We start from the raw sequence: 15,372 nt of genomic DNA, 5'->3' as shown, positions 1-15,372 counted from the left end.
GACAGCATGAAAATTTCAGGCAATTTTCGTCGAAGATCGGCGCTTTTTATGTCGTCCACGGTGGGCCTAGCGCTGACACTGGCAGGATGCACAAGCGTCGAATATTCGGCCAAAGGTGACCCATCACACCCAAAGATAGCCTCGGCTCCGGCCACACCTGATACAGCCACCCAAACGGCAAACGCCACATCCACCACGCCAGACGCCGCAGCTGCGGCAGGCACAGCAGCCGCCTCCACGCAGGTCGCCGCAAACACCACGACAAACACGCTGCCGACCGCCATTGCCCTAAAGGGTGGCCGTGTCGCACTTCCCCCAGCATCAGAAATCGCCGCCGCTGCTGCCATCGACACACAAATGCAGCCGCAGGCAGCCACCACCCAGGTTGCGCTCGCCGCACCGGCGGCAGCGACACCTGCAACGACTGCGGTCATGCATCAGGCCAACACAGCCGCTCTTCCGCAGGTCGTTGCGCTCAAAGGCAGCTTCCCGCCAGCGCCCGGTGCGCCCGGCACCCCATCGGCAGCTGCCATTCCATTGACCGAAGACATGATGAAGCAGCAGAGCGTCATCCCGGTTCCAAAGCCGCAGGGCGCTATGCTCGCCTATGCGTCCGCACCGCAAAACGCAGCCCTTGCCGCCATCAGTACCCGCGAAGGCCTCACGCCCTCGCTGGATGCACCATCCCTGGCAGGCCGCCAGAAGCTCAGCGGCCTCATCAGCAAATACGCCACCATGTATAACGTGCCGGAAGATCTGGTGCACCGTGTGGTCATGCGCGAAAGCCGCTACAATCCCAAAGCCGTCAACGGCGGCCATTTCGGCCTCATGCAGATCAAGCACGCCACCGCCCGTTCCATGGGCTTCGACGGCCCTGCCTCCGGTCTGTTCGATGCCGAAACCAACCTGAAATACGCCGTGAAATACTTGAGCGGCGCATGGCTGGTGGCAGACAACGACCGCGACAATGCCGTTCGTCTCTACGCCCGCGGCTATTATTACGATGCCAAGCGCAAGGGCATGCTGCACGTCTTGCGGAAGTAAAGGCGGCTCGGTGTTTTCTAGACGTTAATGTCTGCACTCGCAGCTTACCCCCCTCTGCCCTGCCGGGCATCTCCCCCTCAGGTGGGGAGATCGAATCGTAGCAAGCTCTCGCCCATCTTGAACGTTGCGGATGGGATTAGGTGCGCGCGCCCAGCCGATCTCCCCACCTGAGGGGGAGATGCCCGGCAGGACAGAGGGGGGTAAGCCAAGCCCGCCAACGTTTAATGCAGCATCCACCCCCCGTCATCAAACTGTTGCGTCTCATCGCTAAACGCCTCTCAACCGAATGAGAGGTGGAATCAGATGACGAGTGTCGCGCCGAAAACCGGTTTCAGCAAAAATGTAAAACTCAAGACCGCGTTGCTTCAACACAAGGCCCTGTCCACCAGCGGCCTGTCGGAGCGGCTGTTCGGTGTTTTGTTTTCCGGTCTCGTTTACCCGCAAATCTGGGAAGACCCTGAAGTCGATATGCAGGCGATGGAGCTGCGCGATGGCCACAGCATCGTCACCATCGGTTCTGGTGGCTGCAATGTGCTGGCCTATCTGTCGCGCAATCCATCCCGCATCGATGTCGTGGACCTCAATCCGCACCACATCGCGCTCAACAAGCTGAAACTGGCCGCTTTCCGCCACCTGCCGAACCATGGCGACGTCGTGCGCCAGTTCGGTCATGCCAATGTGCGCTCCAACAGCGAAGGCTACGATCGCTTCATCGCCCCGAACCTCGATCCGCAGACCCGCGCCTATTGGTCGAAGCGCCGGATGACCGGTCGCCGTCGCATTTCGGTGTTCAACGGCAATATCTATCGCACCGGCCTGCTGGGCCGCTTCATCGGCGCTGGCCACGTTCTGGCCCGCCTCCACGGCGTAAACCTTCAGGATATGGCCAACGCCCGCTCGATGGATGAGCAGCGCCAGTTCTTCGATGAGAAAGTCGCCCCTCTCTTCGACAAGCCGGTCATCCGCTGGCTGACGAAACGCAAGAGCTCGCTCTTCGGCCTCGGCATTCCGCCGCGCCAGTATGACGAACTCGCCAGCCTTTCCGACGGCAACACGATTGCACCGGTTCTTCGCCAGCGCCTAGAGAAGCTGGCCTGCGATTTCCCGCTGAAGGACAATTACTTCGCCTGGCAGGCTTTTGTGCGCCGCTACCCACAAGCGCAGGAAGGCAACCTGCCTGATTATCTGCGCACCGATTACTATCCAGCCATCCGCAAGAACGCCGCGCGCGTATCCGTCCACCACGCAACCTTTACCGAACTGCTAGCGTCCAAACCTGCATCCTCTGTGGATCGTTACGTGCTGCTGGATGCGCAGGACTGGATGACGGACACCCAGATGAACGAGTTGTGGTCACAGATCAGCCGCACGGCTGCACCCGACGCCCGCGTCATCTTCCGCACCGCAGCCGAAAAAAGCGTGATCGAAGGTCGCCTGTCGCCGGATATCCGCGCGCAATGGTCCTATCTGGAAGAGCGTTCGCTGGAGCTCAATGCGCGGGACCGCTCCGCCATCTATGGTGGCTTCCACATCTATCAGAGGGCGCAGGCATGAAGAGCATCGGCGACAATGTCAGCCTCGGCGATGTCAACCACGCCAATATGATGGACAAGATGTACCGCCATCAGCGGCACATCTACGACCTCACGCGCAAATATTATCTGCTGGGCCGCGACACGACGATCGAGAAACTTGATGTGCCCGAGAGTGGAAATCTGCTCGAAGTCGGTTGCGGCACCGGCCGCAACCTTCTCTACGCATCCAAACTGTTTCCAACCGCAAAGCTCTACGGTCTGGACATCTCTTCCGAGATGCTCACCACCGCCAGCGAGAATTTCGGTGGCCACCGCGAACGTCCGATCCTGCGCGTGTCCGACGCCACCACCTTCAAGCTCAACGAATTCGGTCGTAGCACCGGTTTCGACCGGATCATGATTTCCTATGCCGTTTCCATGATTCCCGATTGGGAAAAGGCTGTAGAGCGTGCCATGCTGGCGCTGGTACCGGGCGGCTCCCTGCACATCGTCGACTTCGGCCAGCAGGAGCAGTTGCCGCAGTGGTTCCGCAGCCTGCTTCAGGCCTGGCTTGCCAAGTTCCACGTCACGCCCCGCGCCAATATGCGTTATGTGCTGGAAACACTGGCGGGCAGCCACAATGCGACGCTGGAATTCGAGCCGATTGCCCGTGGCTACGCCTGGCGCGCCGTGTTGACGCTTCCGAAGGTTTGAAGTCGAAACATAGCCTACGGCAGTGGGTGTGGCTCACCCCCCTCTGTCCTGCCGGACATCTCCCCCTCAAGGAGGGAGATCGGCTAGGTACACGCTCGCCACTAGATCCGCAGCGTTCGAGATGGCCGAGGGCTCACCGCGATTCGATCTCCCCACCTGAGGGGGAGATGTCCGGCAGGACAGAGGGGGGTAAGCCACACCCACTGCCTTATGCGATACCGCTCTAAGCCACAGAATTTCTCCGCACACCATCTTGCCATAACCGCTTGTTTACCCTGTTATGGTAAACAGGAGTTTACAGCGCGTCTTGCAAGACGACTGGCGGGTAAATCATACATTCTGGGATCATCATGCAGCGGCTTCTTCCGGCTATCTTTTCGACCATGCTCCTGTTGAGCGGCTGCACATCCACCAGCTATGATTTCCTCGAAACGGCCTCCGTTGCCAAGCCACGCTTCAAAGACAATGACCCGCAGGATTTCGGCGCGCGCTCACCGCATAAGCATGAGGTGCACGGCATCGATGTGTCCAAGTGGAACGGCGACATCGACTGGAAGACCGCCCAGAAATCCGGTGTGTCCTTCGCCTTCATCAAGGCAACCGAAGGCACCGACCGTCTCGATGCGCGCTTTGATGAATATTGGCGCGAGGCGTCCGCCGCCGGTGTTCCGCACGCGCCCTACCACTTCTATTATTTCTGCGCGACGGCAGATGCGCAGGCAGACTGGTTCATTCGCAACGTGCCGAAGGAATCCATGAAGCTGCCACCGGTTCTGGATGTCGAATGGAACCCGGCCTCCCCCACCTGCAAGACGCGTCCGGCACCCGAAGTTGTCAGGTCAGAAATGCTGAAATTCATGCGTCGCATCGAAGCGCATTACGGCAAGCGACCCATCATCTACACCAGCGTCGATTTCCACCGCGATAATCTCGTCGGCCAGTTCAAGAACTACAATTTCTGGGTCCGCTCTGTCGCCGCCCATCCGACGGATATCTACAGCGATCGTCAATGGGCATTCTGGCAGTACACCGGCACCGGCGTCATTCCCGGCATCAGCACGCCCACGGATATCAACGTCTTTGCGGGCAGCGAAAAGAACTGGCGCCAATGGATGGCGTCCGCCAACCAGCCACGCGGCTAAATCCAAGATTTCAACTTGATTTTCCCCGTAATTCCGGCAGATGTGCTGCGAAATGATCGCACGGCTTGGAAACAAACCTTGTTCTCATGCTTTTCCAGGCTCTCGCCCACGCTTCTGCCACAAAACTTGGCGAACGCAGGGTCACCAGTCCATTTGAGGAATTCTGATGTTCAGCTTCTCGCCACGCAGCTTCGCACTTGCTGCAACCGTCTTCACATTGTCCTGCGGCTCCGCATTGGCCGTGCCCCTCGTAACCTCGCCGGATGACCCGAAGCAGGTTGCCTGCGGTGGCGATCTCGCAACGTTTCTGGCAGGTGTAAAGACCGAAGCCGTCGGCAAGGGCGTTCCCGCAGAGGCCGTCGATAAGGCGCTGGCTGGCGCACAGATCGACCAGAAGGTTCTGTCGCGTGACCGCGCCCAGGGCGTTTTCCGCCAGACCTTTCTTGAATTCTCCCAGCGCACCGTCAGCCAAGGACGCCTCGATCTCGGCCGCAAGAAGCTTCAGGAATACTCCGCTGCCTTCAAGCGCGCAGATGATGAATTCGGCGTGCCAGCCGGCGTCATCGCCGCCTTCTGGGCCATGGAAACGGATTTCGGCGCCGTTCAGGGCGATTTCAACACCCGCAACGCGCTCGTCACGCTCTCGCACGACTGCCGCCGCCCGGAACTCTTCCGTCCACAGCTGATTGCACTCACCGAAATGGTGCAGCACGGCGATCTCGACCCCGCCACCAACACAGGCGCATGGGCTGGCGAAATCGGCCAGGTGCAGATGCTGCCAAAGGACATCATCGCCTTCGGCGTGGATGGTGACGGCGACGGCCACGTCAACGTCAAGTCCAGCAGCCCGGATGCCATTCTGACGGCTGCCAAGTTCATCCAGCATCTTGGCTTCAAAAAGGGCGAACCTTGGATTCAGGAAGTCTCCGTTCCGGAAAACCTGCCATGGGAGAAATCTGGCCTTGGCGGCACCATGACGGCTGCTCAGTGGTTCGACCTTGGCGTGACCCCACGTGATGGCAACAAGACTTTCGCCTCCCTGCCCGCCGCCCTCATTCTGCCGCAGGGTCGCAAGGGACCGGCCTTCATCACCTATCCGAACTTCAACATCTATCTGGAATGGAACCAGTCCTTCATCTACACCACGTCGGCTGCCTATTTCGCAACCCGCTTCATGGGCGCCCCTGTCTATGCCAAGGGCAACCCAGAGCCCGGCCTTGACGATGCGGCCATGAAGGAACTCCAGACGAAGCTCGATGCAAAGACGCATGATGTCGGAAAGATCGATGGCATTCTGGGTTCCGGCACCCGCATCGCCGTTCAGCGCGAGCAGCAGCGCCTCGGCCTTCCCGCAGACGGCTGGCCGACCCGCGCTCTGCTGGACGCGCTTTAAGACGCTCGATACACAGATTCGAACTGATTAAGACAAACGGCCGTGGCATTAACCACGGCCGTTTACTTTTTTGGCATTTTGCACTGAGTTTTTCAGACTGTAATATAAGTTGTTTTTCAACGCATTGGCCGCAAAGCCTCAGAAATCATTGCCGTTTTCGTGTGCGACGCAATATAGATTTCGCTTTCCAAGAGACACAAAAGGGTCATAATGATTACTGTCAACGTAAAGGAGGCAGAGCATGGGACTTACAAATTCTCTTAATGCCTTAGCAGTCGGTGTGGCGTTCGCGTTTGTCGGAGTGATGTTGTTCATCTGACACGCACCTTGGGGTTTTCGATCACACCAAGCAGTTGATTATCATTTGCCATTAAAAAACGCAGGTTTTTCGAAACCTGCGTTTTGTTCATTCTGGAGATGTGACGCCAACCTTACGCCGCGGATTTCCGCATGGGGCGGTAACCGACATTCTCCAACACCGCATTCACCAGTGGCGCGCGGTTCATCGTGTAAAGGTGGAATTCGTTGATGCCGCGCCGTTGCAGGTCGAGGATTTGCTCGGCGGCAACATCGGCCGCCACTTTCGCCCGCCCCACAACATCGTCGTCGTAACCGGCAAAGCGATCGTCCAGAAACGAGGGAACGCTGGTGCCGCAACGACCGGCAAACCGCTTCAACTGTGTGAGATTCTGGATCGGCATGATGCCCGGCACAACGGGAATGGTAATGCCCGCCTTGGTCACGCGCTCCATGTACCGCTCGAAAATATCGTTGTCGAAGAAGAACTGCGTCAAGGCGCGCGTCGCACCATTGTCCGCCTTGCACTTGAGCATGTCGATATCGACGGAATCGCTTTCGCTTTCCGGGTGCTTTTCGGGATAGGCTGAAACCGAGATTTCGAAATCACCGAGCTCACGCAGTCCCCGCACCAGCGCTGCGGCATTTTCATACCCGTCCGGATGCGGCTTGTAGGCCGTGCCGGGACCTGTGGATGGATCACCACGCAAGGCCACGAAGCGTTTGACGCCGATGGCGCGAAGCTCCTCGACGACATCGTGGACCTCTCGCTTGCTGGCATCCACGCAGGTCAGGTGCGAAGCCGTCGGCAAACCGGCAATCGAGATCATCCGGTCGACCGCAACCAGTGTCGGGGCCTTCGTCGTGCCGCCAGCACCATAGGTCACGGACACGAAGTCCGGGTGCCAGCGGGAAAGCTCCTCCACCGTCTCCCACAGCTGCACGTCCATATCGGCATTCTTCGGCGGGAAGAACTCAAAGGACAGCTTGAAATTTTCAGTCACGTGGCGGTCTGCCTCAGTTTTTGTCATGTCATGCCCTCCCGGCGGAAAGAAGCGGTGCGTTCATCGGCTCCTCGCCGGCGATTAATAGGCGTGGATCGCGCGCAACCCATATTGTTACGTCGAGAGACTGGGCAGAGGCGTTGCCGGAATGCAGATCGACAGCCGTCTCGGGCGAAAGCCCCGCCTTTTTCAGCCACTCTTCCATGGTTTGGTGCGAGAAGCCGAGGCGCACATGCGCATGGTCTTCCCGCAGGTATTCCAGCTTGTGCGGCGCCAGATCGATGATTACCAGCCGCCCGTTCGGGCGCAGCATGCGCGCGGCCTCGGCAAGCGCCATTTCGGGATGATTGAGGAAGTGCAAAACCTGATGCACGACAACGAGATCGAAATCCTGACTTTCCAGCGGCAGGTTCAAAATATCGCCATGCCGAACGGAAGCATTCGCCACACCGGCCTTATCGAGATTGGAACGCGCTACCGCCAGCATATCCCGACTGGCGTCGATGCCGATCGCACGGCGATAGATGCCGCTGAACAGCTGGAGAATGCGGCCCGTACCAGTGCCAAGGTCGAGCATGGAATCCACCGGCGTCGTGCCGATGAGTTTCAAAAGCGCGCTTTCCACGGCATCATCGCTGACATGCAGACGGCGCAGCTCGTCCCACGCGGACGCGTTGCGACTGAAATAATCCTGCGCCCGCTCCGCTCTCACCCGCTTAACGGACGACAGGCGCTCGAAATCACGCAGCAGAACGGCGTCATTGGGAGATGCCACCGAAAGAAGCTGCTTGACCATCTCGGCAGACTTGCCATCCTGCTTCAAACGGAAATATGCCCAGGCACCTTCCTGGTACCGGTCAACAAGGTCTTCTTCGGCAAGAAGCTTGAGGTGGCGAGAAATACGAGGCTGCGATTGCCCGAGGATTTCGGTCAGGTCCGTCACCGTCAGGTCGCCCGCAGACAAAAGCGCAAGCAGCCGAAACCGCGTCGGCTCACCCGCCGCCTTCAAAAGCCCCACCAGATTATCAAGCCCTAGAGCCAACGCACAAACCTCAAGCCAATCAACATATAAAGATATGTTTATACGATTAGCGGAGATATGCAAGATGGGCGCGGCATTGAGCAGCACAAAATCGACACGCTGATCGTGGCGACCACTCTGTTTCGATGGTCGGCGAAACGGACATCGAGTGCCTATGGCAGAAGCACCGCCCCTGCTCTCTCGCTCCCCAGAATGTCACCGGGATTGCGCAACGGGCAATCCTTCACGGACAAGCACCCGCATCCGATACAGCCTTCCAGATCGTCTCTCAACTGCGTCAGCTTGTCGATACGCTTTTGCAGCTCTGAGCGCCATGAACTCGCCAGATTTTTCCAGTCCTCGGCATTCGGTGTTCTTCCATTCGGCAGTGCGGACAAAGCTTGCCGAATGTCCGCAAGCGGTATCCCCGCTTGCTGGGCGATTTTGATCACCGCCACGCGGCGCAAAACCTCTCGCGGATAGCGCCGCTGGTTCCCGGCATTGCGCGACGCCGTCAACAACCCCTTGGCCTCATAGAAATGGATCGTGGAAACAGCCACGCCACAGCGCCTGGCCACCTCACCAACCGACAGCTCACGATGAATATCAACCATGCCCTCTTGACCTCAACCATTATTGAGGTCGTATGAACCCGATCAACTCATCAATCAAGCGTCAGACGAAGACGTTCAGTACGACCAAAAGGAGTTGACCCATGATTTCCATTAACGGCCTCTACGAGGCACATCTCACTGTCTCGAACCTCGATCGCTCGATCGATTTCTACCGTGACGTCGTCGGCCTTGAGCTGGCCCACACCATACCGGACCGAAACGTCGCCTTCTTCTGGATCGGTGGGTGTGAGACATCCATGCTGGGCCTCTGGTCGATCCACAGTTCGCCCATGCAAATGAGGCTGCACATCGCGTTTCAGACGACACTCGATCAGGTCATCGAAGCGCCCACCTACCTGCGCTCCAAAGGCATCGTCCCCCGCAACGGCGCAGGCATGGAAATCAACGAACCCAGCGTCTTCCCCTGGATGCCATCGGCCAACGTCTATTTCAACGATCCCGATGGCCATCAGCTGGAATATATCGCGATTCTGCCGGGCAAGCCTCGGCCGGATATTCCAGGGATGATGACGCTTTCGGATTGGGACGGACTCGCGAAAGGCTAGCGCTACAGCATCAATTGACGATGCGAGATTCGTAGCAAAAGAGGCGGTCATCGCCGCCTCTCTCAAGTTCTCGTCTGCTAAATTCAGAATTCTTCCCAATCGGACTTAACAGCCAGCGCCGCATTGCCATGGCTCATTGGAGCGCTGCGACGTTCAGGGCTGGCGGCAGGGCGTGCTGGCTGAAGTACCGGGCGCGTCGCAGACGCCTGCCTGCGGGCATCCTGGTTGTCCAGCTGGAAGTTCGACAGAAGCCCGTTCAGCTTGGCGCTCTCCTGGGCGAGCGAGGCACCGGCGGCATTCATCTCTTCCACCATCGCTGCGTTCTGCTGCGTGGTCTGATCCATGGTGTTGACAGCATTATTGACCTCCACAAGTCCGGCTGACTGCTCCTGAGCCGCCGTGGCGATCGCCTCCATATGCGCATTGACCGATTGGACCAGTTGCGCAATTTCGGACAGGCCCGAGCCGGTATCGTTGACGAGGCGAACGCCCTCGCTGACGGCAAGCGCAGAATTGCCGATCAGTTGCTTGATTTCCTTGGCCGCCTTGGCCGAGCGCTGGGCAAGTTCACGAACCTCCTGCGCAACGACTGCAAAGCCCTTGCCCGCCTCCCCCGCACGTGCCGCTTCCACACCGGCATTCAGCGCCAAGAGGTTCGTCTGGAAGGCAATTTCATCGATTACGCCGATGATCTGGCCAATCTGTTTCGATGAATCCTCGATCCTGTCCATGGCAGCGACCGCGTTTTTAACGACCTCGCTGGAATTGCCCGCTTTCTGGCGTGCATCGCGCACCACGGCGCGCGCTTCCTCCGTCCTTTTCGAGGTGGAGGACACGTTGGCGGTGATCTGGTCCAAAGCCGCCGCTGTTTCTTCCAGCGACGCCGCCTGCTGCTCGGTGCGTCTGGACAGATGGTCGGACGCGGAAGAGACTTCCTGCGAACCGCCGGTAACGGTGGCCACGGATTGGCCGACGCCTGTCAACGTGTCGCGCAGCTGGCGAACCGCGCTGTTGAAATCATGGCGCAAGGCCTCGAACTGCGACGCCAAGGGATCGTTCATTTCGCACAGCATGTCGCCTGCCGCGAGTTTCTTCATGCTGGCGGCAAAGGTGCTCGTTGCCTGCACAAGGCGGGCTTCGGCATCGGCGTCGGCTGCCCGTTGCATGTCCACCCGCTGCTGTTCGGCCCGCATGCGGTTATCCGCCTCGGCGGCTTCGAGCTTTCGATTGCGAATGGCTGCCTGGCGGAACACTTCGACTGCCTGCTCCATCTCGCCGATCTCATCGCGTCGGCCAGACGAAACATCTGCGTCATCCACCTGTCCCGCCGCAAGACGCCCCATAGCTTTAACGATCTGGCGGATGGGTCGCACGACCGTCATTGCCATGACCGTGGAAAAAGCAATCATGAGAACAGCGCAGACAAGGGTAATGGCGATCATGAGAACGAGTGTGTTGAACGCCGCACTCGCATTCTGCTTTGCCAAAGCGGAAATGTCGTCGATGGTCTGGTTCTCGATCTGCTTCAACGCTTCGATGCGTTTCGTCGCCGCCGCAAACCAAGCTGCGCTATCGAGCCCACTGAGATCTGCATTGCCACCATTGGCCAGAAGCTTTGCGCGGAAATCCACGACGGCGCTCGACACATCGTTGATGAGAGTGGCAGCACTTTTCTGCAAGGCGGCATTCTGCTCTGACAGAAAGGCGTCGATCAGCACCTGCTGACCACCGGCCATGGATGCAAACTCCGCAAAACGGGCCGGGTCCATGCGCTTTGCCGCAATGAAGCCATTGGCGAGACCCCGCTCCTGACCGGCGATTTCCTTTGCGTGCATCAATTCGGCAAAGGCCGCAATGCGGCTGGAGACGTCGGGATTACCGGTCTCAACAGAAAGATCATCGGCAGTTGTGATGATGGTGGAAACGGCAGATGTGTAGGCCGCAAAGGCGACCCCTCCGGTCGTCGTCAGGCTGTCGACTGCGCTGCGGATGTTGACGGCAGCCGCCAGACTGTCCTTTGCTGCGGCTTGCTGGGCGGTCGAGGCGCCCCCCGTCAGGTCGTTTAACGCCGCCGACAGGGCAGGAAAATCATTCAGCACCGCATCGGTGGTCTTGCGGGCGGATGCAAGTTCGGTTGCCTGTTTCGTGCCTTTGGAGCCGATGAACCCTGCCGTCATGCCCCGCTCTACCTGAAGCGCATGGGCGATGCTGCTCAACTTTTTGAGCTGGTCGCCGATAACCACGACGTCGTTCATATTGTGATAGTCACCGAGACGCTCGGATATCTGCACATAACACAGATAGCCCGCGCCAAGCATGGGAAGAATAACAGCGGCCCAAAGCCTTTTGCTGATGGGGATATCGACGAGTTTCATGAGGCGGCTCCCAACGTGACCTCATGTCACAAACGTAACGCAACTCATAGGCGCACGAATATTAGTTACCGAATCCGTTAAGGAATATTGAAAAAACAGGTAACCATGGCGGAAAACCGCGCAGATGGAATGAAATCTAAAGTACAGTGCTGGAAGTAATAAAATAAAACAAAAATCGCCGCCTTAAAATAAGGCAGCGATCTCTTATTTTGCTCGTTTTGCGGGCAATTAACGCGTCAGGCGTTTGTAAGCCTGGCTGCCCGGGTTGAGCGCATCGGCACCCAGACGGCGGATTTTATCCTGTTCGTAGTCTTCGAAGTTACCTTCGAACCATTCGACATGGCCGTCGCCTTCAAAGGCGAGGATGTGGGTGGCAAGGCGGTCGAGGAACATTCTATCGTGGCTGATGATGATGGCGCAGCCGGCGAAGTTTTCGAGCGCCGTTTCCAGCGCGCCCAGCGTTTCCGTATCAAGGTCGTTGGTCGGTTCGTCGAGGAGGAGAACGTTGCCGCCGGCCTTCAGCATCTTGGCCAAGTGTACACGGTTGCGCTGACCACCGGAGAGGTTGCCCACCTTCTGCTGCTGGTCGCCACCCTTGAAGTTGAAGGCACCACAGTAAGCGCGTGAGTTCATGTCGAACTTGCCGAGCTTGATGATCTCGGCACCACCGGAGATTTCTTCCCACACGGTCTTGCTGCCATCCAGCGCATCGCGGCTCTGGTCGACATAGCCAAGCTGCACGGTCTCACCGATGCGAACCGAACCGCTATCGGGCTTTTCCTGACCAGTGATCATCTTGAACAGCGTCGTCTTACCGGCACCGTTGGGGCCGATGATGCCGACGATACCGCCCGGTGGCAGCTTGATCGAGAGATCGTTGATCAGCGTGCGGCCTTCAAAGCCCTTGACGATGCCTTCCATCTCGATGACCACCTGGCCGAGACGCTCAGATACCGGAATGATGATCTGCGCGTCGCCGGGACGCTGCTTGTCGGCCGCATCAACCAGCTGTTCGTAGGACTTGATACGCGCCTTGGACTTGGCCTGACGTGCCTTCGGGCTCGATGCGATCCATTCCTGTTCGCGAGAAATCGCCTTCTGGCGGCCTGCATCTTCGCGGGCTTCCTGCTGCATACGCTTGGCCTTCGCCGTCAGATACGCAGAATAGTTGCCCTCGTAAGGAATGCCGCGACCACGGTCGAGCTCGAGAATCCAGCCGGTGACGTTATCTAGGAAGTATCTATCGTGGGTAATCATCATCACGGCGCCGGGATAATCACGCAGGTGCTTTTCCAGCCATGCGATGGTTTCGGCGTCAAGGTGGTTGGTCGGTTCGTCGAGCAGCAGCAGGTCCGGCTTGGACAGAAGCAGACGGCACAGCGCGATACGGCGGCGCTCACCACCCGAAAGCAGGGAAACGTCGCTCTCCTTCGGCGGGCAGCGCAGGGCTTCCATCGCCATTTCGACCTGCTGCTCCAGATCCCACAGGTTCTGGCTGTCGATGATGTCCTGAAGCTTCGCGCCCTCATCGGCGGTCTCATCGGAATAGTTCATCATCAGTTCGTTGTAGCGCTCAAGCACAGCCGTCTTGTCTGCCACGCCCACCATGACGTTTTCGAACGCGGTCTTGGTCTCGTCCAGATGCGGTTCCTGCTCGAGGTAACCGACGGTCGCACCTTCGGCCAGCCACGCCTCGCCGGTGAATTCCTTGTCCTGACCGGCGATGATGCGCAGCACGGTGGATTTACCGGCACCGTTGGGGCCGAGAATACCGATCTTGGCATCGGGGTAGAACGACAGGTTGACGTTCTCGAGAATCTTCTTTGCGCCGTAAGACTTGTTCAGCCCCGACATGTGGTAGATGAATTGGCGTGCCATTGTAGCGAATGCTCCACGTCAGTTTGGGAAAGTTGCCGCTATGTAGGGTAAATAGGGCGTTGGAGCAACCTCCAACCAAGAATAAGCCACGCTGCGGAGACGGGAATGGTCGATATGATGTTTGGCGAAATCAACCGGCTGGAAAGCCCTTCCGGCGCCACCCTCGCCTACCGGCATCAACCCGCCACCGGCACGCCGTGCGGTGTGCTGATGATCTGCCACGGGCTTGTCGAGCATGCCGGTCGCTATCGCCGTTTCGCCGAGGTCATGTCCGCACAGGGCTTCGAGGTCTACGCCCACGACCATCGCGGCCACGGTCGCACGAAGGCGGACGATGCGCCCATTGGGCGCTTCGCGTGGAAGGACGGCGTTGGCAAGGTCATCGCCGATGTGATGGCGATCCGCACATTGGCCGCAGAACGCCACCCCGGCCTGCCCATCATCCTCTTTGGCCATTCCATGGGCGGCCTCATCGCGCTGAACACCGCCGTCAGCCACCCGGATGCCTTCGATGGCCTGTCGATCTGGAATTCCAACCTCAACACCGGCGTCATGGGCCGTCTGGCGCAAGTCGTTCTGCGCATCGAAAAAATGCTGAAGGGCTCCGATGTGCCCAGCGCCATCCTGCCCAAGGCAACCTTCCGCATCTGGAACAGCAAGATGCCGGAAAAACGCACCACGGCAGACTGGCTGAGCCACGACAAGGCAGCGGTCGATGCCTATGTTGGCGATCCTCTCTGCCAGTTTGAGGCCAGCGTCTCGCTGTGGCAGGACGTGTTCGACATGTCCTATCGCGGCCCGAAACTCATCTCCCGCCTCCCTAAAGCCCTGCCCATCCTCCTCGTCAGCGGCAACGAAGACGCCGCCACCAACAATGGCCGCGAGATCGTCTGGCTGGCCCAGCAGTTCCGGGCCGCAGGCTTCAGCAACGTCACCGACCGTATCTACCCCGGCATGCGGCACGAAACGTTGAACGAAATCGGCTGGGAGGTTCCGGCAGCAGATTTCGCGGCCTGGGCGCGGGAGGTCGCGGACTGATCAAAAGCATCCATTCTAAAAATCATTTGCATAATCGTTTTTAAACGAAGATAATCATGTTTGAGATTAGACATTATTTGACAGCGACTGGTGCAGACCCGATTGCCGACTGGCTGCGGGATATGCGTGACGCGCAGGCGAAAGTCGCCATTATCAGGCGCCTAAATCGTCTGGAACAGGGCAATTTCGGGGACTTCAAGCCACTGCGTGATGGTGTGCACGAACTGCGCATTGATGTTGGTCCCGGATACAGGGTGTATTACGCCCGGGCTGGCAAAGTGGTGATGTTGCTTCTGTGCGGCGGAAACAAACGGACGCAAAATACCGATATCGACCGCGCCTGTGAATATTGGCGCGACTGGCAAAATCGAACTGAGTAAGGGAGCTTTCCAATGAAAGATCGCAGTCATGACGATGCCATGGCCGATGTGTTTCGCGATGACCCGGCACTGGCAGCAGCCACCCTGGATGCGATCTTGGCGGATGGCGATCAGGGCGAGTTGATGGTGACTCTGCGGCAAATGGCCAGTGCATTTGGCGGCGTGTCGCACGTTGCAAGGGAAGCAAACCTCAACCCCACACAGCTTTACAGAACATTGTCGGTAACCGGCAATCCCGAATTGCGCAGCTTAAGCGCCATTCTGCGCACGATGGGCCTCCGCCTCGCTGTTCAACCCATTTCCGAAGGTGTCGCACACTCCTGATCTGACGACATTTCACTGCCGAAACGGAATGACGCCATGAGATTATTTCACATGCATGCAGAAGATGG

Annotated in this window: 13 protein-coding genes and 2 pseudogenes; 9 read left to right on the top strand and 6 right to left on the bottom strand. The window is 58.5% G+C overall.

The window, feature by feature from the left end:
- The first annotated feature begins 6 nt into the window (after positions 1-6).
- From RRU01S_RS03215 to RRU01S_RS03195, 5 genes are all read left to right on the top strand, one after another.
- Entirely contained in the window at positions 7-1,044 is a 1,038-nt protein-coding gene (locus tag RRU01S_RS03215) for a lytic transglycosylase domain-containing protein (protein ID WP_045228819.1), read from the top strand.
- A 303-nt stretch (positions 1,045-1,347) separates the two neighbouring features.
- A complete protein-coding gene (locus tag RRU01S_RS03210; protein ID WP_045228818.1) occupies positions 1,348-2,598 on the top strand; it encodes a BtaA family protein in 1,251 nt (416 codons plus the stop codon).
- A complete protein-coding gene (locus RRU01S_RS03205) occupies positions 2,595-3,272 on the top strand; it encodes a class I SAM-dependent methyltransferase (protein ID WP_045228817.1) in 678 nt (225 codons plus the stop codon). The genes RRU01S_RS03210 and RRU01S_RS03205 overlap by 4 nt, the downstream gene beginning before the upstream one ends.
- A 350-nt stretch (positions 3,273-3,622) precedes the next feature.
- The gene (locus RRU01S_RS03200) at positions 3,623-4,414 is read left to right on the top strand and encodes a glycoside hydrolase family 25 protein (protein ID WP_045228816.1); all 792 of its coding nucleotides are present in this window, start codon (positions 3,623-3,625) and stop codon (positions 4,412-4,414) included.
- Between the two features lie 166 nt (positions 4,415-4,580).
- Complete coding sequence (locus RRU01S_RS03195) at positions 4,581-5,807, top strand: lytic murein transglycosylase (RefSeq protein ID WP_045228815.1); 1,227 nt, start codon at positions 4,581-4,583, stop codon at positions 5,805-5,807.
- Positions 5,808-6,238: 431 nt separating this feature from the next.
- Here RRU01S_RS03195 and metF read toward each other — a convergent pair whose 3' ends face one another.
- The 3 genes from metF to soxR all read right to left on the bottom strand — a co-directional run bounded on the left by metF (position 6,239) and on the right by soxR (position 8,743).
- Complete coding sequence (metF, locus tag RRU01S_RS03190) at positions 6,239-7,135, bottom strand: methylenetetrahydrofolate reductase [NAD(P)H] (RefSeq protein WP_045228814.1); 897 nt, start codon at positions 7,133-7,135, stop codon at positions 6,239-6,241.
- A gap of 1 nt (position 7,136) precedes the next feature.
- Positions 7,137-8,150: an ArsR/SmtB family transcription factor gene (locus RRU01S_RS03185; RefSeq protein ID WP_045228813.1), complete on the bottom strand. Its 1,014-nt coding sequence runs from the start codon at positions 8,148-8,150 to the stop codon at positions 7,137-7,139.
- 152 nt (positions 8,151-8,302) lie between these two features.
- On the bottom strand, positions 8,303-8,743 hold the full coding sequence (soxR, locus tag RRU01S_RS03180) for a redox-sensitive transcriptional activator SoxR (protein WP_045228812.1): 441 nt from the start codon (positions 8,741-8,743) through the stop codon (positions 8,303-8,305).
- A gap of 101 nt (positions 8,744-8,844) precedes the next feature.
- On the opposite strand from soxR, the gene RRU01S_RS03175 reads away from it, so the two are divergent.
- Positions 8,845-9,309 carry a VOC family protein gene (locus tag RRU01S_RS03175; RefSeq protein ID WP_045228811.1) on the top strand — a complete coding sequence of 155 codons (465 nt, stop codon included), beginning with the start codon at positions 8,845-8,847 and terminating at the stop codon, positions 9,307-9,309.
- 83 nt (positions 9,310-9,392) lie between these two features.
- On the opposite strand, the pseudogene RRU01S_RS26835 reads toward RRU01S_RS03175, so the two are convergent.
- The 3 genes and pseudogenes from RRU01S_RS26835 to ettA form a co-directional block, all read right to left on the bottom strand.
- Positions 9,393-10,685 (bottom strand): annotated as a pseudogene (locus tag RRU01S_RS26835) (methyl-accepting chemotaxis protein); the annotation flags it as partial.
- A 129-nt stretch (positions 10,686-10,814) separates the two neighbouring features.
- A pseudogene (locus RRU01S_RS26830) lies at positions 10,815-11,564 on the bottom strand (nitrate- and nitrite sensing domain-containing protein); the annotation flags it as partial.
- Between the two features lie 348 nt (positions 11,565-11,912).
- Positions 11,913-13,562, bottom strand: coding sequence for an energy-dependent translational throttle protein EttA (ettA, locus tag RRU01S_RS03165; protein ID WP_045228810.1), 1,650 nt, complete (start codon positions 13,560-13,562; stop codon positions 11,913-11,915).
- Between the two features lie 105 nt (positions 13,563-13,667).
- Between ettA and RRU01S_RS03160 the strand changes: the two genes are divergently transcribed.
- From RRU01S_RS03160 to RRU01S_RS03150, 3 genes are read left to right on the top strand one after another with little or no spacing between them, the layout of a single operon-like run.
- Positions 13,668-14,600 (top strand): alpha/beta fold hydrolase, encoded by a 933-nt coding sequence (locus RRU01S_RS03160; protein ID WP_045228809.1) that lies wholly within the window; start codon positions 13,668-13,670, stop codon positions 14,598-14,600.
- Between the two features lie 56 nt (positions 14,601-14,656).
- Positions 14,657-14,980, top strand: a complete 324-nt coding sequence (locus RRU01S_RS03155) for a type II toxin-antitoxin system RelE/ParE family toxin (RefSeq protein ID WP_045228808.1) — start codon at positions 14,657-14,659, stop codon at positions 14,978-14,980.
- Positions 14,981-14,992: 12 nt separating this feature from the next.
- Positions 14,993-15,304: a helix-turn-helix domain-containing transcriptional regulator gene (locus RRU01S_RS03150; protein ID WP_045228807.1), complete on the top strand. Its 312-nt coding sequence runs from the start codon at positions 14,993-14,995 to the stop codon at positions 15,302-15,304.
- The last annotated feature ends 68 nt before the right edge of the window (positions 15,305-15,372 follow it).

Source organism: Agrobacterium rubi TR3 = NBRC 13261, assembly GCF_000739935.1.
In the GTDB taxonomy this organism is placed as follows: domain Bacteria; phylum Pseudomonadota; class Alphaproteobacteria; order Rhizobiales; family Rhizobiaceae; genus Agrobacterium; species Agrobacterium rubi.
The sequence above is the reverse complement of the archived record's forward strand: the minus strand, read 5'-3'. Positions and strand labels throughout refer to the sequence as shown.